The 23,952-nt window shown below is 74.5% G+C and carries 22 protein-coding genes; 17 read left to right on the top strand and 5 right to left on the bottom strand.

Translation table 11 applies throughout. From position 1 onward, the window contains the following. Nucleotides 1–40 precede the first annotated feature (40 nt). From ACFYZY_RS04740 to ACFYZY_RS04730, 3 genes are all read right to left on the bottom strand, one after another. Nucleotides 41–940: a peptidoglycan-binding protein gene (locus ACFYZY_RS04740; RefSeq protein ID WP_388689490.1), complete on the bottom strand. Its 900-nt coding sequence runs from the start codon at nucleotides 938–940 to the stop codon at nucleotides 41–43. 331 nt (nucleotides 941–1,271) lie between these two features. Beyond that, nucleotides 1,272–1,979 carry a GDSL-type esterase/lipase family protein gene (locus ACFYZY_RS04735; RefSeq protein ID WP_388689488.1) on the bottom strand — a complete coding sequence of 236 codons (708 nt, stop codon included), beginning with the start codon at nucleotides 1,977–1,979 and terminating at the stop codon, nucleotides 1,272–1,274. A 187-nt stretch (nucleotides 1,980–2,166) separates the two neighbouring features. Beyond that, nucleotides 2,167–3,027 carry a fumarylacetoacetate hydrolase family protein gene (locus ACFYZY_RS04730; RefSeq protein ID WP_388689486.1) on the bottom strand — a complete coding sequence of 287 codons (861 nt, stop codon included), beginning with the start codon at nucleotides 3,025–3,027 and terminating at the stop codon, nucleotides 2,167–2,169. Between the two features lie 278 nt (nucleotides 3,028–3,305). Between ACFYZY_RS04730 and ACFYZY_RS04725 the strand changes: the two genes are divergently transcribed. From ACFYZY_RS04725 to ACFYZY_RS04655, 15 genes are all read left to right on the top strand, one after another. Then, nucleotides 3,306–4,391: a hydroxyacid dehydrogenase gene (locus tag ACFYZY_RS04725; RefSeq protein WP_388689484.1), complete on the top strand. Its 1,086-nt coding sequence runs from the start codon at nucleotides 3,306–3,308 to the stop codon at nucleotides 4,389–4,391. 430 nt (nucleotides 4,392–4,821) lie between these two features. After that, nucleotides 4,822–6,147 (top strand): extracellular solute-binding protein, encoded by a 1,326-nt coding sequence (locus ACFYZY_RS04720; protein WP_388689482.1) that lies wholly within the window; start codon nucleotides 4,822–4,824, stop codon nucleotides 6,145–6,147. Beyond that, a complete protein-coding gene (locus ACFYZY_RS04715) occupies nucleotides 6,144–7,157 on the top strand; it encodes a carbohydrate ABC transporter permease (protein ID WP_388689480.1) in 1,014 nt (337 codons plus the stop codon). The genes ACFYZY_RS04720 and ACFYZY_RS04715 overlap by 4 nt, the downstream gene beginning before the upstream one ends. Further along, nucleotides 7,154–8,020, top strand: coding sequence for a carbohydrate ABC transporter permease (locus ACFYZY_RS04710; RefSeq protein ID WP_388689478.1), 867 nt, complete (start codon nucleotides 7,154–7,156; stop codon nucleotides 8,018–8,020). The genes ACFYZY_RS04715 and ACFYZY_RS04710 overlap by 4 nt, the downstream gene beginning before the upstream one ends. 86 nt (nucleotides 8,021–8,106) lie before the next feature. Beyond that, complete coding sequence (locus tag ACFYZY_RS04705) at nucleotides 8,107–8,241, top strand: hypothetical protein (protein ID WP_388689476.1); 135 nt, start codon at nucleotides 8,107–8,109, stop codon at nucleotides 8,239–8,241. Continuing rightward, the gene (locus ACFYZY_RS04700) at nucleotides 8,238–9,554 is read left to right on the top strand and encodes an enolase C-terminal domain-like protein (protein ID WP_388689474.1); all 1,317 of its coding nucleotides are present in this window, start codon (nucleotides 8,238–8,240) and stop codon (nucleotides 9,552–9,554) included. Before ACFYZY_RS04705 ends, ACFYZY_RS04700 begins: the two co-directional genes overlap by 4 nt. Then, nucleotides 9,551–10,867, top strand: coding sequence for an alpha-L-fucosidase (locus ACFYZY_RS04695; RefSeq protein ID WP_388689472.1), 1,317 nt, complete (start codon nucleotides 9,551–9,553; stop codon nucleotides 10,865–10,867). Before ACFYZY_RS04700 ends, ACFYZY_RS04695 begins: the two co-directional genes overlap by 4 nt. A gap of 41 nt (nucleotides 10,868–10,908) precedes the next feature. Then, on the top strand, nucleotides 10,909–12,363 hold the full coding sequence (locus ACFYZY_RS04690) for a polysaccharide lyase 6 family protein (RefSeq protein WP_388689470.1): 1,455 nt from the start codon (nucleotides 10,909–10,911) through the stop codon (nucleotides 12,361–12,363). Nucleotides 12,364–12,554: 191 nt separating this feature from the next. After that, the gene (locus ACFYZY_RS04685) at nucleotides 12,555–13,397 is read left to right on the top strand and encodes a sugar phosphate isomerase/epimerase family protein (RefSeq protein ID WP_388689468.1); all 843 of its coding nucleotides are present in this window, start codon (nucleotides 12,555–12,557) and stop codon (nucleotides 13,395–13,397) included. A gap of 48 nt (nucleotides 13,398–13,445) precedes the next feature. Next, the gene (locus ACFYZY_RS04680) at nucleotides 13,446–14,117 is read left to right on the top strand and encodes a FadR/GntR family transcriptional regulator (RefSeq protein WP_388689466.1); all 672 of its coding nucleotides are present in this window, start codon (nucleotides 13,446–13,448) and stop codon (nucleotides 14,115–14,117) included. 382 nt (nucleotides 14,118–14,499) lie between these two features. After that, complete coding sequence (locus tag ACFYZY_RS04675; protein ID WP_388689988.1) at nucleotides 14,500–15,858, top strand: enolase C-terminal domain-like protein; 1,359 nt, start codon at nucleotides 14,500–14,502, stop codon at nucleotides 15,856–15,858. Beyond that, nucleotides 15,855–16,616: an SDR family NAD(P)-dependent oxidoreductase gene (locus ACFYZY_RS04670; RefSeq protein ID WP_388689464.1), complete on the top strand. Its 762-nt coding sequence runs from the start codon at nucleotides 15,855–15,857 to the stop codon at nucleotides 16,614–16,616. Before ACFYZY_RS04675 ends, ACFYZY_RS04670 begins: the two co-directional genes overlap by 4 nt. Further along, nucleotides 16,613–17,824 (top strand): aldo/keto reductase, encoded by a 1,212-nt coding sequence (locus tag ACFYZY_RS04665; RefSeq protein WP_388689462.1) that lies wholly within the window; start codon nucleotides 16,613–16,615, stop codon nucleotides 17,822–17,824. The genes ACFYZY_RS04670 and ACFYZY_RS04665 overlap by 4 nt, the downstream gene beginning before the upstream one ends. 51 nt (nucleotides 17,825–17,875) lie before the next feature. Further along, complete coding sequence (locus ACFYZY_RS04660) at nucleotides 17,876–18,187, top strand: L-rhamnose mutarotase (RefSeq protein ID WP_388689460.1); 312 nt, start codon at nucleotides 17,876–17,878, stop codon at nucleotides 18,185–18,187. Next, entirely contained in the window at nucleotides 18,184–19,086 is a 903-nt protein-coding gene (locus ACFYZY_RS04655; protein WP_388689458.1) for an amidohydrolase family protein, read from the top strand. The genes ACFYZY_RS04660 and ACFYZY_RS04655 overlap by 4 nt, the downstream gene beginning before the upstream one ends. A 24-nt stretch (nucleotides 19,087–19,110) precedes the next feature. Here ACFYZY_RS04655 and ACFYZY_RS04650 read toward each other — a convergent pair whose 3' ends face one another. Both ACFYZY_RS04650 and modA read right to left on the bottom strand, forming a co-directional pair. Continuing rightward, entirely contained in the window at nucleotides 19,111–21,036 is a 1,926-nt protein-coding gene (locus ACFYZY_RS04650) for an ABC transporter permease (protein ID WP_388689456.1), read from the bottom strand. Between the two features lie 79 nt (nucleotides 21,037–21,115). After that, complete coding sequence (gene modA, locus ACFYZY_RS04645; RefSeq protein ID WP_388689454.1) at nucleotides 21,116–21,952, bottom strand: molybdate ABC transporter substrate-binding protein; 837 nt, start codon at nucleotides 21,950–21,952, stop codon at nucleotides 21,116–21,118. A gap of 403 nt (nucleotides 21,953–22,355) precedes the next feature. Between modA and ACFYZY_RS04640 the strand changes: the two genes are divergently transcribed. Both ACFYZY_RS04640 and ACFYZY_RS04635 read left to right on the top strand, forming a co-directional pair. Beyond that, nucleotides 22,356–23,375, top strand: coding sequence for a metallophosphoesterase family protein (locus ACFYZY_RS04640; protein ID WP_388689452.1), 1,020 nt, complete (start codon nucleotides 22,356–22,358; stop codon nucleotides 23,373–23,375). A gap of 121 nt (nucleotides 23,376–23,496) precedes the next feature. After that, entirely contained in the window at nucleotides 23,497–23,829 is a 333-nt protein-coding gene (locus tag ACFYZY_RS04635; protein WP_388689450.1) for a serine protease inhibitor, read from the top strand. Nucleotides 23,830–23,952 lie beyond the last annotated feature (123 nt).

The raw sequence follows: 23,952 nt of genomic DNA, 5'->3' as shown, positions 1-23,952 counted from the left end.
CGGGGGGTGAGGTGGTTCGGGGTGGGACGGGCCGGACGGATCAGGAGGTCTCGGCCGTCAGGACGGCGCGGGTGAGGGGGCCGTAGACCCCGTTCTCCTGCGGGATGTACCGGGACGTCTGGTAGCGGCGCAGGGCGCTTTCCACGGACTCGGTGAACACCCCGTCGACCGGGCCGAGGTAGAGGTGGAGCCGCCGGAGGCGCCGCTGGAGGTCGGAGACGTCGGGGCCGGTGCTGCCCAGGGCCGGGTCGGTCCGCTCGGCGGGCGGGGTCCGGTGGCGGTCGTGCGGCGTCGGCGTGGGGGACGGCGTGCTCCGGTGGGAGGGCGGGGCGGCGGTCGCGGGGGCGGAGGAGGCGGCGGTCGGAGCCGGTGCCGGTGCCAGTGCCGGTGCCGACGATGCCGACGACGGTGCCGTGGTCGTGGCGGTGGGGGCCGGGGCGGCGGTGGTGGTGGCGGCGGGGGCCGGGGGCGGGGCGTGCCGGATCGTCCGGGTGGCGCCCGCCTCGGGGGAGGAGGGCGCCCCGTTGGCGTCCTGGGCCGGGACCGGGGCCTGCGTCACGAGGTCGGGAAGGGAGAAGGACCGGTCGGACGGCGGCGCGGGGTCGGGTTCGGCGGAGAACCACACCGTCAGGCCGGCGCCCAGCCCCGTGGAGAGGGCGCCCGCGAGCATCAGGGGAAGCGGTACGGACCGCCACGCCGCGGCCGCCGTACGGGCGTGCCGCGACTTCCGCGGCGGGTGGGCGGGCGCGGAGGCCCGGGAGGGGACCTTCGGCAGCCGGGCGGTCACGTCGAAGAGCTCGATGTCCTGGCCACGCGCCCCGGTGCCGTCGAGGCCGGGTCCGGCGACCTTCCCGAAGACGCGGTCGCCCCGGTGTTCCGTTCCTGCTGTTCCACGAGTGGCGGAAGTGACTGCTGTGGTCAGGGCAGCCCTGTTGCGCATCGAGTGCTCCAGGTGAGGCGACGCCGTGGGGAGGTGTGGTGAAGTCGTGGAGATATTGATCGCTGTTCAAAGCAAGCGTCAACTGTGAGCGAAACGGGTGGAAACGGAAACACTGCGACTTTGCTCCTTAAAGGACTTTTAACATGTGGCGCACCTCACATGGAAAGGAGGGGCTGAAGCTGCTTCGGGAGCCCCGCGCCCCGCGAGCGCTCCCGGTGCGGGGCACGACGAAATCCGCGGCCGGCCCGGAGGCCGACCGCGGAACGAGGGGGGGAGGGAAGCGGGGGAGGAGGAAGGGGGAGCCGGGCGGACCGGGTCCGGTGGCGTTCGCTCAGGCGGGGGCGACGGGGCCGGCGAGGGCGGCGGGGCCCGCCCCGGGGCCCGCGCCCGCGCCCGTGCGCGTGTCCGGCGCGGCGCCGGCCGCCGCCAGCCACGCCTCCGCGATGAGGCGGTGACCGAGCGGGCTCGGGTGCACCCCGTCCGGGGCGAGGGCCGCCGGGCCGTGCTCCGCGGCGGCGCGGAGCAGCGCCAGGTCCGTACGGACGACCGTCGCGCCACGGGACCCGGCGGCGCGCAGAACGGCCTCGGTGCGCGGCGCCAGGTCCTCGAACCAGGTCTCCTGCCCGGGGTCGGCCGGGAGCAGGAACGGCGTCATGACGAACAGGCGCGGGGCGCACCGCTCCTCGGCGAGGGCGAGCACGCGGCCCAGCGCGGCCTCGAACTCCGGTACCGGGCTGGGCAGTCCCCGGTCGTAGCGGCGCCACGTGTCGTTGATGCCGATGAGGACGGTGACCACGGAGGGGCCGGGAGCGAGGACATCGGTCTCCCAGCGCGCCTCCAGGTCCCGGAGCCGGTTGCCGCTCACCCCCCTGTTGAGGACCGTCGGGGGCGTCCGGTCCGCCGGGGCCCCGGCGCGGAGCGCCTCGGCGACGAGCCGGACGTAGCCGTCGCCGAGGGAGGCGGGGTCCTCGCGGTCGCGGCCGGTGTCGGTGACGGAGTCGCCGGCGAAGAGCAGCCGGTCGTCCTGGGTGAACCGCACGGGTGTGTTCTCCGTTCGTCTCCGGGCCGGGCGGGGTCGGCCGACCCCGCCCGGCCCGTGGTCGGTTGTCGTCGTGCCGGGCGCGCGCCCCGGGGCGTGCTCCGGGAGCGGCGTCGTCCGTCCGGAGGGTGGGACCGGCGGGACGTCCGGAACATACCCCGGGTCCCGCGTCGCGCCCTCCTCCGTCTCAAGCCTGCCGGAACGTGTGGCGCATCGTGCCGAGCCCGTCGATCCCGCACTCGACGACATCGCCGCCGCGCAGGTAGGGGCGGGGTTCGGGCCGGCCGAGGGCGACGCCGGCGGGGGTGCCGGTGTTGATGACGTCCCCCGGGTGGAGCACCATGAACCGGCTCAGGTAACGGATGAGCCCGGCGACCGGGAACACCATGTCCGCGGTGGAGCCGTGCTGCCGCCCGGTCCCGTTCACCGACAGCCGGAGGGCGAGTCCCTGCGGGTCGGGGACCTCGTCCGGGGTGACGAGCCACGGTCCCAGCGGGTTGAACGTCTCGCAGCTCTTTCCCTTGTCCCACTGACCGCCGCGTTCCAGCTGGAACGCCCGCTCGGAGACGTCGTGGGAGACCGCGTACCCGGCGACGCACGCGAGCGCCTCCTCCTCGCTGTCCAGGTAGCGCGCCGTCCTGCCGATCACGACGGCCAGTTCGACCTCGTAGTCGGTCTTGCGGCTGCCCCGGGGGATCAGGACCTCGTCGTACGGGCCGCCGACCGTCCAGGGGTCCTTCATGAACACCACCGGTTCGGCCGGGAGCGCGGCGCCCGTCTCCTCCGCGTGGTCGCGGTAGTTCAGGCCGATGCACACGACCTTCCCCGGCCGTGCCACCGGAGCCCCGATCCGTACGCGGCCGCCGGGCACCTCCAGGGCGGGCAGGGCCCCTTCGGACACGGCCTCGGCGAGGCGGTCGAGCACGCCGTCGGCGAGGGAGCGGTGGTCGATGTCGCCGGCGACGCCGGAGGCGTCGAGGAACCCGCCGGACCCGTCCAGGACCACGGGCCGTTCCGCTCCGGCCTCGCCGACCCTCAGCACGCGCATGCTCATCACTCCCGAAGAGACATCGGATGTATCGATCCGGGAATGCAACCAATCATTCGCCGTCCTGTCCAGCGGTCCGGCACGTCCCCGGAGGGCCGGTCCGGTAGGGGTACCCCGCCAACCCGCCGGATTGGCCGGGATGCGGGAGGGGGTGGCGACCGTGCGCCCCGGAGTCCGCAAGGAAGGCGTGCTTCTCCATCGCCGGGAAGTGTCATCCGATGTATCGTGTGGCGCGCCGACCGGCGCCGACACCCTCACGCCCCAGGAGGCCCGAACCGATGGCGGATTCGACAGGGACGCCCATCACCGAGGAAGCCGTCACGGAGGAACCCGCCGCGGGGGTGTCCGTCCCGGAGGCGCGCGGTACGAGGAGACCCGTCGCCCTCCTGGTCATGGAGGAGGAGCGCAGGGACGACGTCTATCCGGCGGACGTCCTGGAGGGCATCGGGCGCCTGGTGCGGTGGCGGGCCCCCGCGCTCACCCGGGACGCCCTGCGCCGTGATCCCGGTGTGCTGGAGGAGGTCGACGTCCTGCTCACCGGGTGGGGGGCGCCGGTCCTCGACGCGGACCTGCTCGCGCACGCGCCGGGCCTGGAGGCGGTGTTCGTGGCCGCCGGTTCGGTGCGGCACCTGACGACGCCGGACTTCTGGGCCCGCGGCATCCCCGTCGTCTCCGCCGCGGCCGCCAACGCCGTGCCGGTCGCCGAGTTCAGCCTGGCCCACATCCTGCTCGGCCTCAAACAGGCCCACCGCCTCGGCCGGGAGACGACCACCGGCCGCCGGTACCCCCGCAACCCTCCGGTGCCCGGGGGGTACGGCTCCCGGGTGGGGCTCTTCGGACTCGGCCGGATCGGTCTGCTCGTCGCGGAACACCTGCGCCGCTTCGACGTCGAGGTGCTGGCCTGCGACCCCGTGGTCGAACCGGCCGCCGCCCGGGGGGCGGGGGTCCGCCTGACCGGCATCGAGGAACTGTTCGAGACGTGCGACGTCGTCAGCGTCCACGCCCCCCTGCTGCCCGAGACCGAAGGGGTCGTGGACGGGCGGCTGGTGGCGCTGCTTCCCGAGGGCGCCACCCTGATCAACACGGCCCGCGGCGCCGTGCTGGACGAGCCGGGGGTGATCGGCGTCCTCCGGGCCCGGCCCGACCTCACCGCCGTCCTCGACGTGACCCGGTCCGAGCCGCCCGCCCCCGACTCGCCGCTCTTCACCCTGCCGAACGTCCTGCTCACCCCGCACCTCGCCGGCGCCATGGGCCGGGAGCGCGCCCGCCTGGGCGGACTGGTCCGCGACGAACTGGGCCGCCTGGTGCGCGGCGAGCCCCTGCGGCACGCCGTCGAGCCCTCCCGGGCCGCGACCCAGGCGTAGCGGGCGGCCGGCGGAGAGTCCCCTGCGGTCCGGTCCCTCCCCGTCGCGGACGCCCCGGCCCGGGGCGTCGCGGCCCGCCGGCGCACCGGTCCCGCGCGGCCGGCGGAATCCTCCCTCCGCCGGCCGCGCCGTCCTGCCCGCACGCCCTCCTTTCCGCACGCCGTCCTGCCCGCGCGCCGGAACGGCGCGCCGTCGCGCGGGGAACCGCGCGAGCCCGTACCGGGGCCCGCCTCCTGGCTCGTTCTCCGGCGTCCGGAACCCCGAGAGCCGATCATTCATCGGACCTATGCGTGAAGACCAGGCGGCGAACCCCGGAAATTCCGCCCAATTCTTTTGAGTCATCGGAGTATTGACCCCCGATCGGGCCGCGCGTTAGCGTCCCCGGCAAGCGCTTACAGGCCAGCTGCCGAGGCGGCGAACAGGAGTTGTCATGCAGAGAACGCGGTGGATCGGTGCGGGACTTCTCGCCTCGGCGTTGGCCCTCACGAGCTGTACGACCGGCCCCGCGGGGGCGGACGCCAAACAGGACTCCAAGGCGGAACTGGAACTGTGGACCAGGACCACGCCGGGCGGCCCCGGCGAGAAGGCGACGCTGAGGCTCGTCGAGGGGTTCGAGAAGGCCACCGGCTTCAAGGTGAAGGTCACGGCGATCTTCGACGACTTCGAGACGAAGCTCCAGCAGCGCGCCGCCCAGCGGAACCTGCCCGACATCGTCATGAACGACGTCACCCAGCTCGGAGCCATGCACAGCCAGGGCCTCCTGCGGGAGATCGACCTGAGCCGGATCGAGCACAGCGGCGACCTGGTCCAGCAGGGCCGGGACTCCGGCAAGGGCGTCGACGGCAAGCAGTACGGCATCCCGTACTCCGCCCAGGCCGGCGCCCTGCTGATCCGCAAGGACTGGCGCGAGAAGCTCAAGCTCGAACCCCCGAGGAACTGGGACGAGTTCGCGGCCATGGCCGACGCGTTCACCACCGGCGACCCCGACGGCAACGGCAAGCGGGACACCTACGGCCTCGCCGCCCCGCTCTCGACCAAGCGCGGCTACGCCTCCTGGTACTTCTCCAACTTCCTCTGGGCCGCCGGGGGCGACTTCATCACCGCGACCGGCAAGGGCACGTACAAGCCGGCGATGACCGGCGCGAAGTCGGTGGAGGCCGTGCGCTGGTTCCGCGCCCTCGGCTGCGGGCGGAAGGCCGTCCAGCCCGGCGCCGTCACCATGGACACCCCGCCGACCAACGAGACCTTCGAGTCGGGCAGGGCCGGCATGTACGTCGTCGGCCCCTACCTGATGTCCCGTTTCGACAAGTCGCTCGGCAAGGACAAGTACGAGGTCGTCCCCATGCCCAAGGGCCCCGAGGACGCCACCGTGCTCGCCGAGGGCGGCACCCTCTACCTCATGGCCGGTTCGGAGAACCGCGCCGGACAGGACGCCTTCGCCGGCTACACCATCTCCGCGGAGGGACAGAGGCTCGGCATGCGGGGCGAGGACGGCTCCAGCGTCCAGCTCCCCGTGAACAAGACCGTGGACGTCACCGAGGTGCGCCCCGACCCGCGCTGGAAGACGTACGCGGAGGCGTACCGGACCTCCGGGCGCTACGCCCCGTCCATCCCGAACTGGACCCCGGTGCGGCAGGCCACGGCCGAGACCCTCAACGCGCTCATGGCCGACTGCTCCCTCGACGCCGGCGAGAAGCTGCGCGAGCTGGACGAGAAGCTCGCCGGCATCCTCCGGGAGCAGGGAATCGCCGGATGACGAGCGCCGATCGGGCGGAACCGGCCACCCGCACGGCGACCGCCCCCGCCCCCCGGACGGAGGACCGGCCCGTCCCCGGCCCCGTACCCCTCCCAGCGGGGACCGGCGCTCCCGGCCGCGCCGGAGGCCGCCGCGCCGGGAACCGCAGGGCGGGCCGCTGGTGGACGCCGTGGCTCTTCCTCGCCCCGGCCCTGGTCCTCTTCCTGTACTTCAAGTTCATCCCCATGGCCAGCGCGCTGACCATGTCCTTCCAGGAGGTGCGGCCCTACCTGGGCAACCAGTGGGTCGGCGGCGCGAACTACACCGCGGTCCTCACCTCCGACGGCTTCCGCGAGGCCGCCTGGCACACCGTCGTCCTCGCGGTCGGCCAGACCGCCGGATCGATGGCGCTCGGCCTCGCCCTCGCCCTGCTGATGGAGGGCCAGGGCCGCAGGCTCGGCTTCGTGCGCTCGGCGGCCTTCCTGCCGGTCGTCGTGCCGATCGCGGTCGTCGCCGAACTGTGGCGGATCATGTACCACCCCACCGGGGACGGCATGCTCAACTCCCTCCTCGGTCTGGTGGGGTTCGGGCCCTCGGGGTTCATCAACGACCCCGACACCTCCCTGGTCTCCCTCGTGCTCACCGGCGTCTGGAGGGGCGCCCCCTACGACATGATGATCTTCCTCGCCGGTCTGGCCGGCGTGGACCGGGGACTGTACGAGGCGGCCAAGGTCGACGGCGCGTCACGGTTCCAGCGCGTCCGCCACGTCGCGATCCCCGGCCTGCGGTCGGTGCTGACCATCCTGTTCGTCCTCGCCGCCATCCGGGGCCTGCGCGTCTTCACCGAGGTCTTCCTGCTCACCAACGGCGGCCCCGACGGTTCGACCGAAGTCGTCATGACACTGATCTACAAGCTGGGCCTGGAGCAGAACAAGCTCGGGGTCGGCGCGGCCGGAGCGGTCCTGCTGTTCCTGGCGACGCTGGTCCTGACCCTCTGCGTCCACCTGTTCCGGCGGAGGGACGACGCATGAGCGCACCGACCGAGACCGCCCTCGGCCTGACCGAGAGCCGCAGCGCGGGCGGCCGGGTGGCGAAGGCCGTGATCCACCTCCTGGTCCTGGTGGTGTTCGCGGGGCCGCTCCTGGCCCTGCTCGTGAGCGCCTTCAACCACGTCAAGGACCCGACCCAGCTCGGTGTGGTCCCCTCCGACCCCACCCTGGACAACTTCGCGGTCGCGTTCGACCAGGGGGTCCTGACGTACCTGCTCAACTCGTTCTTCGTCGTCGGCTTCGGGCTGCTCCTCCAGGTCGCCGTCTCCGTCCTGGCCGGTTACGCCCTGGCCAGGAAGCGGTTCCGGGGGATGACCCTCGTCTTCGTCGCCATCCTGGCGACGCTGATGCTGCCCGAGGAGATCCTGGCCATTCCGCTGTCCGTGATCCTCGCCGACCTGCCCGTGATCCACGTCGACCTGATCGGTTCCCTGGCCGGCATGATCGTCCCCCTGGGGGCCTGGGCGTTCTCCATCCTGGTCATGACCGAGTTCATGAAGGACGTGCCCCGGGAGCTGGAGGAGGCCGCCCGGATCGACGGCGCCGGCGACCTGCGGATCTTCGCGCAGATCATCCTCCCGATGTGCAGGCCCGCGCTCGGCGTGATCGGCGTCTTCGGCTTCACGATGATCTGGGACCAGTACCTGCTGCCCCTGCTCGTGGCCACGGAGTCCTCCTCCTACACGCTGCCGCTGGCCCTGCGCACCCTGCGCGTCGACCCCCTCGTCACCCCCGGCGTCGTCCTGGCCGCGTCCCTGCTGGCCCTGCTGCCGTCCGTCGTCGTCTTCCTCCTCTTCCAGCGCTCCTTCGTCCACGGCCTGTCCAGCGGAGCCCTCAAGGGCTGACGCCCGGGGCCCCGGGCCGCCGGCCCGCCGCCCGCGCCCCGGGGCCCGCTCCGCGCCCGCCGTCCGCACCCCGAAAGGACCACCCCGTGCCCCCGTCCGGCCCGCCGCCCCGCCCGCCCGCACCGTCCGCCGCCCGCGTCCCCGCCGTCCTCCTCGCGGCCGGGCACGTCCCGGGGGCCCGCCGCGCCGCGCGTGCCGTCACCGTGGCGGTGGCGCCGTGAAGGTCACCTCCGTCGTCGTCACCCCCGTCGCCTTCGCCGACCCGCCCCTGCTCAACGCCGTCGGCGTCCACGAGCCGTACGCCCTGCGCGCGGTGGTGGAGGTCAGGACCGACACCGGCGCGTACGGCCTGGGCGAGAGCTACGGCGACGCCGCCCACCTCGACCTGCTGCGCGGCGTCGCCGGCGAACTGACCGGCCTCGACCCCTTCGACCTCAACGAACTGTCCCGCCGGGCCGCCGGAACCGTCGGCGGGCGCGTCGCGGGCGACGCGCACGGACTGATCGGCGGGGGAGGGGCCGCCAAGACGGTCGCGAGCGTCACCTCCCCGTTCGAGGTCGCCTGCCACGACCTCCAGGGCAAGCACCTCGGCAGGCCCGTCTCCGACCTCCTCGGCGGAGCCGTGCGCGACCGGGTCGACTTCTGCGGCTACCTGTTCGCGAAGTGGGCCGCCCACCCCGGCCGGGAACCGGACGCCTGGGGAGCCGCCCTCGACCCCGCCGGCCTCGTGGCCCAGGCCCGGCGCATGGCGGACCTGTACGGCTTCCGGTCCTTCAAGCTCAAGGGCGGCGTGCTCCCCCCGGACGAGGAGGTCGCCGCGATCAGGGCCCTGCGCGAGGCGTTCCCGGACCATCCGCTGCGGCTCGACCCCAACGCCTCCTGGTCCCCGGTCACCGCGGCCCGGGTCGCCCGCGAACTGGCCGGCGTACTGGAGTACCTGGAGGACCCGGTCGAGGGGGCGCCCGCCATGGCGGCCCTGGCCCGGACCGCCCCGATGCCGCTGGCCACCAACATGTGCGTGGTCACCTGGGAACAGCTCACCGAGGCCGTCGTCTCCCGGCCCGTCGGCGTCCTCCTCGGCGACCACCACTACTGGGGCGGCCTGAAGGCGTCCCAGCACCTGGCCGCCTGCTGCCGCCACTTCGGCATCGGCCTGTCCATGCACTCCAACTCCCACCTGGGGATCAGCCTCGCCGCGATGGTCCACCTCGCCGCCGCGACCCCCGCCATCGACCACGTACTGGACACCCACTGGCCCTGGAAGCGGCCCGAGGACGACGTCGTCACCGTCCCCTGGCGCCTCGTCGACGGCGCCGTCACCGTGCCGCGCGGCCCCGGCCTCGGCGTGGAACTGGACCGCGACGCGCTGGCCCGGCTGCACGAGCGGTACCTCGCCTGCGGCCTGACCCGCCGCGACGACGCCGCCTACCTGGCCCGGACGGCCCCCGGCGTACGGCTGCGCGAGGACGTCCACGAACCGGCCCGACCGCCCGTCGCCCCACGGACCCCTACGCCGAGGAACGATGCCCCATGACCGCCACCCCGGCCGGCCCCGTGCCGGCGGCACCGGACACGACCTGGTTCACCACCGACCGCTTCGGCATGTTCGTGCACTGGGGCCTGTACTCCCTCGCCGCCCGCCACGAATGGGTCATGAACCGCGAGCGGATGACGGACGAGCAGTACCGGGTGTACTTCGACCACTTCGACCCCGACCGCTACGACCCCGTCCGGTGGGCCAGGACGGCGAAGGCCGCCGGCATGCGGTACGTCGTGCTCACCACCAAGCACCACGACGGCTTCTGCCTCTGGGACAGCCGCCTCACCGACCACAAGGTCACCCGCACCCCCTACGGCCGCGACCTGGTCGGGCCCTTCGTCGAGGCGTGCCGCGCCGAGGGCCTCAAGATCGGCTTCTACCACTCCCTGATCGACTGGCACCACCCCTCGTTCCCCGTCGACGGCACCCACCCCCGGCGCGACGACGAGGAGTTCAGGGCCGCCCACGCCGACCGCGACATCCGCGCGTACCAGCGGTACCTGCACGGCCAGGTCCGCGAACTCCTCACCGACTACGGACGGATTGATTATCTCTTCTTCGACTTCTCCTACGAGGGCCGCGAGTGGTGGGGCGGCAAGGGCCCCGACGACTGGGACGCCCCCCGGCTCATGGAGACGGTCCGCGAACTCCAGCCCCACATCCTGGTCAACGACCGGGCCGGCCTCCCCGGCGACTTCGTCACCCCCGAGCAGTACCAGCCCTCCGCCCCGATGACCTCGGAGGGCCGGCCCGTGCTGTGGGAGGCGTGCCAGACGCTCAACGGAAGCTGGGGCTACGACCGCGACAACCTCGACCGCAAGAGCCCCGACCTCATCGTCCGGATGCTCGTCGACGGCGTCTCCAAGGGCGGGAACCTCCTGCTCAACGTCGGCCCCACCGGCCGCGGCGACCTCGACCCGCGCGACACCGCCGTCCTCGCGGAGGTGGGCCGCTGGTTCGACCTGCACGAACGGTCCGTGCGCGGCTGCGGTCCCTCGCCGTTCACCCCGCCCGCCGACTGCCGCTACACCCAGCGGGGCGACCGCCTCTACGTCCACCTCCTCGCCTGGCCGCTGCGCCATCTGCACCTGCCCGGCCTCGAAGGCCGGGTGCGCTACGCCCAGCTCCTCAACGACGCCTCCGAGATCGTCCGGGTCCACGTCGACCCGGACCGCCCGGCGGTCAACACGCAGATGGGCGGGCAGCCGGCGGGCACCCTCACCCTCCGGCTCCCGGTCCAGCGCCCCGACACGCCCGTACCCGTCATCGAACTCTTCCTGACGGACCCGGCGGGCGACCCTTCGTAATCCCACGTCCGTCCGCCCCACCCCGACCCCACGGAGGCACCATGCACAGGCGCACGTTCCTCACCGGCACCGCGATCGGGGCGGCCGCCGCCCTGTCCCCGATCGGCCCGGCGCACGCGGGTGCCGCCGGGCACGGGCACCCGCGCCGCCGCGGCCGCACCGTTTCCGTCGCCTCCCTCGACGCGCTCCGGAAGGCGATCGACGCGGCCGTGCCCGGCACCCGCATCGTCGTCGCCGACGGCGACTACACCGTCCCCGCGGCCGAACCCCTCGCCGTCCGGGGCAAGCACGGCTCCGGGGCCGCCCCCGTCACGATCGTCGCCGAGTCCCGGGGCGGCGTCGTCCTGCGCGGCGAACGCAGCTTCGTCCTCACGGACTCCTCCCACATCACCGTCAGCGGCTTCTCCTTCCGCCAGGGCACCACCCTGGACATCCCGCCGACCTGCACGCACGTCCGGCTGACCCGCAACGACTTCCAACTCGCCGACATCGAGGGCCTGCACTGGGTCATGGTGCGCGGCGACGACAGCGTGATCGACCGCAACCACTTCCACGGCAAGACCACGCTCGGCATCTACCTCGGCATCGAGGGCGCGGGCGGCGAGGCCATGGCCCAGCGCGTCCACGTGCACCGGAACCACTTCTCCGACCACACCTTCCCCGGCGCCAACGGCGGCGAGCCGATCCGCCTCGGCGTCAGCCCCCGCGCCCTCTCCAGCGCGCACGCGATCGTGGAGTACAACCTGTTCGAGCGGGCCGACGGCGATCCCGAGGCCATCTCCGTGAAGAGTTCCGACAACGTCATCCGGTACAACACCATCCGGAACAGCGCCGGCGGCATCGTCCTGCGCCACGGCAACGGCACCCGCGTCGAGGGCAACTACCTGGTCGACGGCGAGGAGGGCATCCGGATCTACGGCAACGACCACGTCGTCGTCAACAACTACCTCGCCGGACTGTCCGGCCGGGCCATGGTGATCGGCAGCGGCTCGGCACGCGACCACCTCCCCGGCGAACCGGCCGCCGACCGCCGGGGCAACGACGCGCCCGACCGCGTCCTCGTCGCCCACAACACGTTCCTCGACAACGCGAGGACCCTCTCGGGCGAGGCCCAGCGCCCGCACGAGCCCCGGGACGTCACCGTCGCCGACAACCTCCTCGTCGGCCGGTCCGGCGACCTCGTGGAGATGGCGAACACGACGCGCTTCACCTGGCAGGGCAACATCCTGTTCGGAGCGGCGAACGACGGGAACATCCCCGCCGGCGGCTTCCACCGGGCCGACCCCCGGCTCGTGCGGGGGTCCGACGGGGTGTACCGCCTGTCCCGCACGAGCCGCGCGATCGGGGCGGCCACCCTCGAGAACCCGCCCGTCACCCACGACATCGACGGCGACCCGCGCGGAAGCCGGCGGGACGTCGGCGCCGACGAGTACGCCACCGCCACGCCGAGGCGCCGGCCCCTGACCCCGGCGGACGTGGGCCCCCACGCGCCCTGAGCCGCGCCCCGGTGAGGGGCGGCGGGCGGGCCGGTCCCTTCCGGCCCGCCCACCGCCCCTTCCCCACCCGTCCTTCCCCTTCGCTCCGTCCCGTCCTTTTCCTTTTCCTTTGCCCCGTCCCGTCCTCCCCCTTCGCCCCCTCCCGTCTTTCCGCTCTCCGTCCGCTCTCCGACCGGAAGGTGCCCCCGCCCGTGCCCGAAGTCCCGCCCCCCGCCCCGCCGGCCGGTCCGGCCGCCGTCCCCTTCCGGCCCGGCCTCTGCTCCGTCACCTTCCGGCACCTGCCCGTCGCCGAGGTCGCCCGGCGGGCGGCGGAGGCGGGCCTGGAGGCGATCGAGTGGGGAGCCGACGTGCACGCCCCGCCCGGCGATTCCGGGGCCCTCCGGGCGGCCCGGGACGCCGCCGGGCGGTACGGTCTGGCCGTCTGCTCGTACGGTTCGTACTTCCGCTGCCTCCCCGGCGAGGCGCCGGGTTTCGCGGAGGTCGCCCGCGCCGCGGTGGCCCTCGGGGCACCCCGCGTCCGGATCTGGGCGGGGGCCGCCGGGTCGGCGTCCGTCACGGAGGAGGACCGCGCCCGGACCACCGCGTGCCTGCGGGAGACCGCGCTGATCGCCCGGGACCACGGCCTGGACGTCTCCCTGGAGTTCCACGCCGGGACGCTGACCGACTCGGCGCCCTCCACGGTCCGTCTCCTGGAGGAGGCGGCCGCCGTCAACCTCACCCCCTCCTGGCAGCCGCCCCAGGACGCCCCCGACGAGGACGCGCTCGCCGGACTCGCCGCCCTGGCCGGCCGGGTCGCCACCGTCCACGTCTTCTCCTGGTGGCCGGGCAACCACCGGCTGCCCCTGGCCGCCCGCGAGGAGCTGTGGACGCGGGCGTTCCGGCTGCTCGCCGAACGACCCCGGGCGCGGGACGCCCTGCTGGAGTTCGTACCGGGCGACGACCCCGCCGTCCTGGCGCGGGAGGCGGCGACACTGCGGCGCGCGGCCTCCGCCGTCGGCCCGGAGCAGGACCCGCCCGGACCTGGAGTAGGCTGACGGACGACCGACACATCCGATGAATTTCGCCGCGCAGAGGAGGACGCCGTGGCCGTGACCGACGAGGCGATCGGGAAGATCAAGGAGATGATCGTCTCCGGCGCGCTGCGTCCGGGCGACCGCCTGCCGAAGGAGGCCGATCTCGCCGCCGAGCTGGGCCTCTCGCGCAACTCCCTGCGGGAGGCGGTGAAGGCGCTCTCCCTGCTGAACATCCTCGACGTGCGGCAGGGCGACGGCACGTACGTCTCCAGCCTCGAACCGCCCCTGCTGCTCGAAGCCGTGTCGTTCGTCCTGGACTTCCACCAGGACGACCAGGCGCTCCAGGCGCTGAAGGTGCGGGGCATCCTGGAACCGGCGGCGACCGCCCTGGCGGCGGAGCGGATCGGCGAGGACGAGATCCGGGACCTCGGCGCGCTCCTCGACCGCCTCGGCGACGCGCCGAGCCTGGACCAACTCGTCGCCAGCGACCTGGAGTTCCACCGCCGGATCGCGGCGGCTTCCGGGATCCCCCTGCTGTGCTCGCTCCTCGACAGCATCTCCGGGGCCACCGTGCGGGCCCGGCTGTGGCGGGGCATCACCGAGGACACGGCCGTGGCCAGGACGGTGGCGGAGCACCGGGCGATCCTGGACGCGCTCGCCGCGCGCGACGCGCGCACGGCGGAGGCGTGGGCGACCATCCACATCTCCAACGTGGTCCGCTGGCTCGACGGCGCGCTCTGAGGCGACACCGCCGCCGGCGCGCGGCGCGGGGCGGATCCCGGGGTGGGACGTCTCGTTCCGGACGCCCGTTCCCGCCGGGGACCTCCCGGGGCCGGGCGTCCGTCCGGCACGCGCCGTCCGGCGCGCGACCCCGCGCGGAACCGGACCGGCGGGGCCCGTCGTTGCCCGTGTGACCACCGCGCTCCTCGGAAGAAACATCCGATGTCTACTTGCCCCGTCTCTCCGGAGCGCCGTATCGTTCTCGCTCGACAGGCCAATCACCCGATCTGTGTTGGCGGTTGGGGCTGCCCCGCGTCGACCGGGCAGACGAGCCGGACACCGAGCAGACAGCCCAGGTGTGAAAGGAACCCCGTTGACCACTGACATCACGCGGGTCGTCGCGATGGACACCTACGACATCCGTTTCCCGACCTCCCGCGAACTCGACGGGTCCGACGCGATGAACCCGGACCCCGACTACTCCGCGGCCTACCTCGTCCTGCGCACCGACGAGCCCGAAGGGCCCACGGGACACGGCTTCACCTTCACCATCGGACGCGGCAACGACGTCCAGGTCGCGGCGATCGAAGCCCTGCGCCCGTACGTCGTCGGCCGCCCCGTCGAGGAACTCTGCGCCGACCCCGGCCTGATCAGCCGCGCCCTCACCGGCGACAGCCAGCTCCGCTGGCTCGGCCCCGAGAAGGGGGTCATGCACATGGCCGTCGGCGCCGTGGTCAACGCCGTCTGGGACCTGGCCGCCAAACGACGCGGCCTGCCGCTGTGGAAACTCCTCGCCGACGCCGACCCCGAGTGGCTGGTCTCACAGGTGGACTTCCGCTACCTCACCGACGCGCTCACCCCCGGGGAGGCGCTCGACCTGCTGCGACGCGGCAAGGAGGGACGGGAGGAGCGCGAGGACGTCCTGCGGGCCCGGGGCTACCCCGCCTACACCACGTCGCCCGGCTGGCTCGGCTACTCCGACGAGAAGCTGACCCGGCTCGCCGAGGAAGCGGTCGCCGCCGGCTTCACCCAGATCAAGCTGAAGGTCGGCGCCGACCTGGCGGACGACGTCCGCCGCTGCCGCGCCGCCCGCGCCGCCGTCGGCACGGACATCCGCCTGGCCGTCGACGCCAACCAGCGGTGGAACGTGGCCGAGGCGATCGAATGGACCCGCGCGCTCGCCGAGTTCGACCCGTACTGGGTCGAGGAGCCCACCAGCCCGGACGACATCCTCGGCCACGCCCGCGTCCGCGAGGCCGTCGCCCCCGTCAAGGTCGCCACCGGCGAACACGTCCAGAACCGCGTCGTCTTCAAGCAGCTCCTCCAGGCCGGCGCGGTGGACATCGTCCAGCTGGACGCGGCCCGGGTGGGAGGGGTGAACGAGAACCTCGCCATCCTGCTGCTCGCCGCCAAGTTCGGCGTCCCCGTCTGCCCGCACGCCGGCGGGGTGGGACTGTGCGAACTGGTCCAGCACCTGGCGATGTTCGACTACGTCGCGCTCAGCGGAACCACCGAGGACCGGGTCATCGAGTTCGTCGACCACCTGCACGAACACTTCGCCCACCCGGCCGTCGTCCGCGACGGCCACTACGCGGCGCCCCTCGCGCCCGGCTTCTCCGCCGACATGCACGCGGCCTCGCTGGCCACCTTCACCTACCCCGGCGGCGCCTTCTGGGCCGCCGACCTGGCGGGTCCCGTGGCCGCCGTCCCCCCGCCGGACGGCGCCGGGACCCTTCGCGACGCCGCGGAGGCGACGGCATGAGCGCCCGGTCCCTCGCCGGCCTGCGGGCCGTCGTCACCGGCGGCGCCTCCGGCATCGGACTCGCCGTCGCGCGGGCCCTGGACGCCCGGGGCACCGCCGTCGCCGTCCTCGACCTGAACCCCGGCGCGGTCCCCGCACCGCTCCGCGCCTTCCCGGCGGACGTCGGCGACGACGCGTCGGTGCGCGCGGCGGTCGGGGCGGCCGCCACCGCGCTCGGCGGCATCGACATCCTGGTCAACAACGCGGGCGTCGGCGCCACCGGAACGGTCGAGGACAACCCCGACGACCAGTGGCACGCCGTCCTCGACGTCAACCTCCTCGGCGTCGTCCGCACCACCCGGGCCGCCCTGCCCCACCTCCGCCGCTCGCCGCACGCCTCCGTCGTCAACACCTGCTCCATCGCCGCCACCGCCGGCCTGCCCCGGCGGGCGCTGTACTCGGCGAGCAAGGGAGCCGTCCTCTCGCTCACCCTCGCCATGGCCGCCGACCACGTCCGGGAGGGCATCCGGGTCAACTGCGTCAACCCCGGCACCGTGGACACCCCGTGGGTCGCCCGCCTTCTCGACGCGGCCGACGACCCGGAGGCCGAACGCGCGGCCCTCGGCGCCCGCCAGCCCACCGGACGGCTCGTGAGCGCCGACGAGGTCGCGGCCGCCGTCGTGTACCTGGCCTCCCCGGCCGCCGGCTCCGTGACCGGCACCGCCCTCGCCGTCGACGGCGGCATGGCGGGCCTCCGACCGCGCCCGGCCGGCTCGTGAACGGGGGAAGCGGGAGAAGCGGCGGAAGCGGAGGAGGGGCCGACGGGGAGGCGAGGCACGCCGGTCCCGGAGCGGACGGCACCGGCTCCCGCGAGGGCCGTACCGGCGCCGGCCGGGCGACTCCCGACCGCCCCGGCCCCGGCTCCAGTCCCGGCCACGCTTCCGGCCGCCCCGGCCCGGACTCCGGCCGCCCCGGCCTCGACCACCCCGACCGCGCCTTCCTCGGCCGCACCGGCGCCTGGACCACCCGTCTCGGGTTCGGCGCGGCGGGCATCGGCAACCTCTACGGCCCCGTCACCGACGAGGACGCCGAACAGGCCCTCGCGACCGCCTGGGACCGGGGCGTCCGGTCCTTCGACACCGCGCCGCACTACGGCCTGGGCCTGTCCGAACGGCGGCTCGGCGCGTTCCTCCGGGACCGGCCCCGCGACGCGTACAGCCTCTCGACGAAGGCCGGCCGCCTCCTCGTCCCCGCCCCCGGCGCGACCGGTGACGACCTCGCCCACGGCTTCGCGGTCCCCGCCGCGTACCGCAGGGAGTGGGACTTCAGCGCGGACGGCGTCCGGCGGAGCCTCGAACAGAGCCTGGAACGGCTCGGCCTCGACCGCGTCGACACCGTGTACCTGCACGACCCCGACGACCACGCGGACCAGGCCCTGCGCGAGGCGTACCCGGCCCTGGAACGCCTGCGCGCCGAGGGCGTCGTCCGGGCCGTCGGGGTGGGCATGAACCAGACGGCGGTCCCGGCCCGCTTCGTCACCGAGACCGACATCGACGTCGTCCTCCTCGCCGGCCGCTACACCCTGCTCGACCAGAGCGGCCTGTCCGAGCTGCTGCCGGCCGCCCTCGACCGGGGGGTGTCGGTCGTCGCCGGCGGGGTGTTCAACTCGGGACTCCTCGCGGACCCCCGCCCCGGCTCCCCCTACGACTACGCCGCCGCGCCGCCCGAGACCCTGCGGCGGGCCGTACGCCTCCAGGAGATCTGCCGGCGCCACGGCGTGCCCCTGAGGGCCGCGGCGGTCCGCTTCCCGCTGGCGCACCCGGCCGTGGCGGGGGTCCTGCTGGGGCTGCGCGGCGCGGCGGAGGCGTCGGACGCCGCCGACCTGCTGGACCTCGACGTCCCCGCCGCCCTCTGGGACGAGCTGCGCCGCGAGGGCCACCTGCCCGGACACGCCCCCGTCCCCGGCCCGGACGGACGGGTCCGGTGACGGCCGCCCCCTCCGCCGCGCCCCCCATCCCACCCCTGGAGCGGAAGACCGATGAGAATCGCCCTGCACACCCGGGTCCGGGCGGACCGCGTCGCCGCCTACGAGCGGGCGCACCGCGAGGTGCCCGCCGCACTGACCCGCGCGATCCGGGAGGCCGGCTGCACCTCCTGGACCATCTGGCGCAGCGGCACGGACCTCTTCCACCTCCTCGAATGCGAGGACTACGCCCGGCTCCTGGCCGAACTGGAGGGGCTGCCGGTCAACGTCGAGTGGCAGGCGCGCATGGCCGGACTCCTCGACGTCGCGCACGACTACTCCGAAGCGGGTGCGGACGCCGGCCTGCCCGTGGTGTGGGAGCTGTGAGCGTGCCCCTCGTCGACGCCCACCACCACCTCTGGGACCTCGCCGTACGCGACCAGGACTGGATCACCGGGCCCGCCCTCGCCCCGCTGCGCCGCACCTTCTCGGAGAGCGACCTGCGGGCCGAGACCGCCGCGGCGGGGGTGACGGCGACCGTCCTCGTCCAGACGGTGACCGTGGCCGACGAGACCCCCGAGATGCTGGCCGTGGCCCGCGCCGGTGACCTCGTCGCCGGGGTGGTGGGCTGGACGGACCTGACGGCGCCCGGCGTCGCGGACGCCCTGGCCGCCCTGCGCGAACGGCCGGGCGGCGAACACCTGGTGGGCATCCGCCACCAGGTGCAGTCGGAGCCGGACCCCGACTGGCTGCTGCGCCCCGACGTCCTGCGCGGCCTGCGGGCGGTGGCCGACGCCGGTCTCGCCTACGACCTGGTGATCCTCCCGCACCAGCTCCCCGCCGCGACCTCGGCGGCGGCGGCGCTCCCCGGTCTCACCCTCGTCCTGGACCACGCGGCGAAACCGCCCGTCGCCACCGGGGAGCTCGAACCGTGGGCGACCCGCCTGCGGGCCTTCGCCGCCCTGCCCCACACCTTCTGCAAGCTCTCGGGACTGCTCACCGAGGCCGACTGGCGGACCTGGACGGTGCGGGACCTCCGTCCGTACGCCGGTGTCCTGCTCGACGCCTTCGGCCCGGACCGGCTGATGTTCGGCTCCGACTGGCCCGTCTGCACCCTCGCGGCCCCGTACGGGAAGACCCTGGCGACGGCGAGGGACCTCACACGGGAACTCGGCCCGGCCGAACGGGAGGCGGTGTTCGGGGGCACCGCCGTCGCCGCCTACCGCCTGGCGGTGCCGGCCCCGGAAGGAGCGGAACGGCCCGGGAGGGGCCGGGACGGCGGGTGAGGGGCCCGGACGGCGCCGGAGGGTTCAGAGCGGCACGATCGTGACCTCCGTCGCCTTCACGCTCGTCCAGACGGACACCCCGTCCGCCAGGCCGAGTTCGGCGGCGGCCTGCGGGGTGATCTCGGCGACGAGGTCGGGCACCTGCTCCGAGCCGACGAGGACCCGCAGCCGGCTGCCGCCGGCCGTGATCTCGCGCACCGTGCCGGACCAGGCGTTGCGGGGGCTGCCACCGGGCCTCTCGCGGTGGACGGACACGGCCTCGGGCGGGACGACCGCGAGCGCCTCGGTGCCCGCGGGCAGGGTCTCGGCGGCGACCAGGACGCCCCCTCCCGCCGGCGCCAGGCCCTCGGCGGTCGCGGTGCCGGGCCAGGCGTTGCGGCCGAGCATCCGGGCCACCCAGGGCGAGCGGGGATGCCGGGTGACCTCGGCGGGGGAGGCGTCCTGGAGCGCGCGCCCCTCCTCCAGGACGAGGACGCGGCCGGCGAGGGAGACGGCCTCCACCGGATCGTGGGTGACGATCAGGCAGACGCCGCCGAACCCGGCGAGGTGCGTGCGGAGGGTGTGCCGGACACGGGCCCTGGTCGTCTGGTCGAGGGCGGCCAGGGGCTCGTCGAGCAGGAGGAGCCGGGGCCGCGCGGCCAGCGCGCGCGCGAGGGCGACCCGCTGGGCCTGACCGCCCGAGAGCTGGGCCGGACGCCGGTGGGCGAGGTGGCCGACCCCGAGCCGGTCGAGCCAGGACCGCGCCGCCCGGCGCGCCTCCGTCCGCGCGACGCCCTGGGCCCGCAGCCCGTACGCGGTGTTGGCGAGGGCGCTCAGGTGGGGGAAGAGGGCGCCGTCCTGCGGCACCCAGGCGACCCGCCTGCGGTGCGGGGGCAGGGCGGTGACGTCGGTGGCGCCGAGACGGAGCACGGCGTGCGCCCTCGGCGTGAGGCCGAGGAGGGCGCGCAGGAGCGTGGTCTTCCCGGCGCCGTTGGGCCCGACCACGGCGATGGTGGTGCCCGCCGCCGCGTCCAGGGTGAGCCGGGTGAAGCCGGTGACCTCGGCGTGCAGGGGCCAGTGCCCGCCCTCCTCCTCCGGTGCCGGGGTCCCGGACGGGGCGGTCTCCTCGTCCGGGACCCCCGGGACCCGCCGGACGCGCTTCTCCGCGGGCGTCCCCGTCCAGCGGCCGCGCAGGGCGACGAGGACGCCCATGGCGACGGCGAGCAGGAGGAGCGAGACGGAGGTGGCGGCCGCCGGATCGTCCTGGAGCAGCAGATAGACCTGGAGGGGCAGGGTCTGGGTGGTGCCGGGCAGGTTGCCCGCGAAGGTGATGGTGGCGCCGAACTCGCCCAGTGCCCGCGCCCAGGTCAGCGCCGCGCCCGCGACCAGACCGGGGGCGACCATGGGCAGCGTGACGGTGAGGAAGACCCGCACCGGCGACGCGCCGAGCGAGGCGGCCGTCTCCTCGTACCGGGGCCGGAGCCCCCGCAGGGCCCCTTCGAGGCTGACGACCAGGAACGGCATGGCGACGAACGTGGCCGCGAGGACGGCGCCGGAGGTGTGGAAGGGGAGCGTGGCGCCGAAGGCGCCCTCGAGCCACGGGCCCAGGAGCCCGCGCCGCCCGAAGGCGAGCAGCAGTGCCACCCCGCCGACGGTGGGCGGCAGCACCATCGGCAGCAGGACGAGCGACCGGACGAACGTCCTGCCGGGGAAGGGCACCCGGGCGAGCAGCCAGGCGAGCGGGACGCCGAACACCAGCGAGAGGCCGAGCGCCCAGAACGACACGACGAGGGAGAGCCGCAGCGCCCGGACCGTGCCCGGCGCGCCGAGGTGCCCGGCCAGCTCGCCCCACTCCGTCCGCGCCAGGACGCCGATCAGGGGGAGGGTCAGGAACGCCACGGCCAGGAGGGCGGGCACGGCCAGCACGGCGGGCGTGCGGGCTCCGGCCGTACGGGCGGCTGGTCGTCTCATCGGGCGTCCCGGGGAGGTGAGGAGGGCGCGGGCCGCCCGTCTCCCTCCGGTACGGGCGGCCGCCGGGCGGCGGGAGCGGTCACGGCTTCAGGAACCCCGCGTCCCGGAGGATCTTCTGCGCCTCCGGCGAGCTCAGCCACGCGACGAACGCCGCGGCGGCCCCGGCGTTCTCCGACGCCTTGAGGGTAGCGGCCGGGTACGCGGCGACGGCGTTCTGCGCGTCGGGGATCCGGACGGCGTCGACCTTGCCCCCGGCGCTCTCGGCGTCGGTCGCGTAGACGAGCCCGGCGTCGGCCTCGCCGAGTCCGACCTTGCCGAGCACGGCCCGGACGTTCGGCTCCCGGGAGACCGGCCTCACCGTGATCCCCCGGGCGTCGAGGATCTTCGCGCCGTACGTGCCGGCCGGCACCCCGGGGGCGGCGAGGACGACCTTGAGCCGGGTGTCCGCGAGGTCCTCCAGCGCGTCGACCTTGAACGGGTTGCCCTTCCCGACGGCGATGACCAGCCGGTTCCTGGCGATGACCACCGGGGCCCCGGTGTCGGCCCGCACCTTGTCCATGCTCCCGGTGTCGGCGGTGACCAGGGCGTCGGCCGGGGCCCCCTGGGCGACCTGGGCGACGAGTTCCTGCGAGCCGGCGAAGGAGAAGGTGACCCTCGTTCCCGGGTGGCTCCTCTCGTACGCCGCGCCGGCCGTCCGGAACACGTCGGTCAGCGACGCGGCGGCCAGCACGGTCAGGCGCGTCCGGGGCGCGGAACCGGCCCCCGCGGATCCGCCGGTGTCCTGCGCGCCGCCCGAACAGGCCGCGAGCGGGACGAGCAGGGCCGTGACGAGGGCGGCGAGGGCGGTCCGGCGCCGCGCCGCACCGGAACGCGTGCCCGGCAGATGCGCCGTGTGAACGGAGGTATCGGGTCGCATGTGCGACACGCTAGGGCCGTTCGGCTCTCAGGTGCAACAAATTCGTGTCTCCGTCCAGCGCGGACGCGGGGAGGCGGGAGGAAGAGACGAGGGAAGCGCGCCGGACCGGACCGCCCCGGCGGTCGCGGGCGCGCGGACCGCGACGGAGGGCACGCCGCGCCGACCGGCCGGCCGCGCGGACGACGGCGGACACCGCGGCACCGACCTTCTTCACCGCAACCTCCGCCGCGTCGGCAGTCGTTCATGTTTCGGACATCTGAAACCGGCCAAAGGGCCGTCCGGATCGCGTACCCATGGCGGAACCAGCTGGAAGAGCGGTGCCCGGACGCGCGTGCGCGACACCCGGGCGGGTCCCGGTACCGGGACCCGCCGGCGGCACCGCCGCAACCGAGAGGAACTCCCCGTGGATCGCAGGTTTCTGCTCACCGCCGCGACGGGCGCGGTGGGCATGGCCGCCGTCTCCCGGACACCGGCGGGCGCGGCGGCCCCCGCCCATGCCGGACCGGAACGCCCGGTCAGCGTGTTCAACGTCATCAGCGACATCCAGGGCGACCTGCGGGACCTCGGCGTGGCGCTGGAGGACATGAACCGGACCAACCCCCGGAGTTCGGGCCTCGCCGTCGCCGGCGACATCACGCCGCGCGGATACGACGCCGAGTACGCGGAGGTCTCCGCCGAACTCGCCCGCCACACCCACGCGCGGACGGTCGCCTGGGCCATCGGCAACCACGAGTTCTACGTCCCCAAGTGGCGCGACCCGGCGACCATCTCCCAGGACACCTGGCCCAACGGCACCACGGAGGACTCCCTCTTCCGGAGCTTCTACCGCTTCGCCGGCCGCAACACGGTGCACGCGGAGCACTCGTTCGGCGGGATCCCGGTGCTGAGCCTCGGCACCGAGAAGTACATGCACTACCACGACCCGAAGCTCTGGGACGAGGTGTGGCTCAGCGACGCGCAGTTCGCCTGGCTCGAACAGCGCCTCGCGTACTGGGCGCGCCGGCGCAAGCCCGTCATGGTCGTCACGCACCACCCGCTCCCCAACACCGTCTCCGGCAGCCACAACCGCCTGTACGCGCGGGACTACCTCCAGGCGGACCGGCTGCTCGGCGTCCTCGGCCGTCACCGCGACGTCTTCCTCTTCTGCGGGCACACCCACTGGGACCTCGGCCTGTCGGACTGGTACGTCCGCAGGGTCGTCCCCGGCACCGCCAACCTGGACGGCTTCTCCGTCGTCAACACGGGTGCCGTGCAGACCGGTTACACGGACGACGGCAAGGGCGGCGAGGTCTCCGTGCCCGGCACGTTCAACCAGGGGCTCCAGGTCGAGGTCTTCCACGACCGGGTCGTCGTCAAGGCACGCGACTTCGCCGCGGGCAGCTGGCTGAAGCAGATCACGGTCCCGCTCTCGACCCGGATCTGACCCCCTCCGGACGCGCCCGGCGTCCCCGGGGCCGCCGTCCGGCCCCGGGGACTGTGGGCGGTACGGGTGACCGGGACCCGCCGGCGGTGACCGCCGGACGGGTCGGTCGTTACTGCCGGACGTGAAGAAGACGATCCTGGCGGCCCTCGTGGCCGCGTCCGTGACGGCCCTGATCGCCCCGGCCGCCGCCACCGCGGCCCCCGCCGACGACCGGTCCGCCGCCGCCCTGTCCGACGTCCGTACGCGGGAGCCCGCCGGGGCGAAGACGCGGTGGCCCGAGACGGTCGGCCTGCCGAGGGCCTGGGCCAGGAGGGTGATCCTGCGGGACCGTCCCGGCCTGCGGGTCGTGTACCTCCCGGAAGGGGCCCTGGTCACCATGGAGTACGACGAGAACCGCGTCCGCGTCTTCCACGACCCGTACGGGATCGTCACCCAGGCCCCCACGGTCGGCTAGCCCCCGCCCGGCCCCGTACCTCCCGGCCCCGCGCCCCCGGGGCGGCCTCCCCCGTACGGCGGCCCCGCCCTTCACCCGATCGCCCGCACAGATGTCGTCACCACCGCCGGACGGTGACTATGG

It is taken from the genome of Streptomyces sp. NPDC001744 (assembly GCF_042892575.1).
Lineage (GTDB): Bacteria > Actinomycetota > Actinomycetes > Streptomycetales > Streptomycetaceae > Streptomyces.
This window is presented reverse-complemented; position numbering and strand designations above follow the sequence as displayed.

What these genes read in the sequence shown, in the direction of transcription:
- ACFYZY_RS04740 (WP_388689490.1), bottom strand. Translation starts at nt 940, where the DNA reads ATGCGCAACAGGGCTGCCCTGACCACAGCAGTCACTTCCGCCACTCGT.
- ACFYZY_RS04730 (WP_388689486.1), bottom strand. Translation starts at nt 3,027, where the DNA reads ATGCGCGTGCTGAGGGTCGGCGAGGCCGGAGCGGAACGGCCCGTGGTC.
- ACFYZY_RS04725 (WP_388689484.1), top strand. Translation starts at nt 3,306, where the DNA reads ATGGCGGATTCGACAGGGACGCCCATCACCGAGGAAGCCGTCACGGAG.
- ACFYZY_RS04720 (WP_388689482.1), top strand. Translation starts at nt 4,822, where the DNA reads ATGCAGAGAACGCGGTGGATCGGTGCGGGACTTCTCGCCTCGGCGTTG.
- ACFYZY_RS04715 (WP_388689480.1), top strand. Translation starts at nt 6,144, where the DNA reads ATGACGAGCGCCGATCGGGCGGAACCGGCCACCCGCACGGCGACCGCC.
- ACFYZY_RS04710 (WP_388689478.1), top strand. Translation starts at nt 7,154, where the DNA reads ATGAGCGCACCGACCGAGACCGCCCTCGGCCTGACCGAGAGCCGCAGC.
- ACFYZY_RS04695 (WP_388689472.1), top strand. Translation starts at nt 9,551, where the DNA reads ATGACCGCCACCCCGGCCGGCCCCGTGCCGGCGGCACCGGACACGACC.
- ACFYZY_RS04690 (WP_388689470.1), top strand. Translation starts at nt 10,909, where the DNA reads ATGCACAGGCGCACGTTCCTCACCGGCACCGCGATCGGGGCGGCCGCC.
- ACFYZY_RS04675 (WP_388689988.1), top strand. Translation starts at nt 14,500, where the DNA reads ATGGACACCTACGACATCCGTTTCCCGACCTCCCGCGAACTCGACGGG.
- ACFYZY_RS04670 (WP_388689464.1), top strand. Translation starts at nt 15,855, where the DNA reads ATGAGCGCCCGGTCCCTCGCCGGCCTGCGGGCCGTCGTCACCGGCGGC.
- ACFYZY_RS04660 (WP_388689460.1), top strand. Translation starts at nt 17,876, where the DNA reads ATGAGAATCGCCCTGCACACCCGGGTCCGGGCGGACCGCGTCGCCGCC.
- ACFYZY_RS04650 (WP_388689456.1), bottom strand. Translation starts at nt 21,036, where the DNA reads ATGAGACGACCAGCCGCCCGTACGGCCGGAGCCCGCACGCCCGCCGTG.
- modA (WP_388689454.1), bottom strand. Translation starts at nt 21,952, where the DNA reads ATGCGACCCGATACCTCCGTTCACACGGCGCATCTGCCGGGCACGCGT.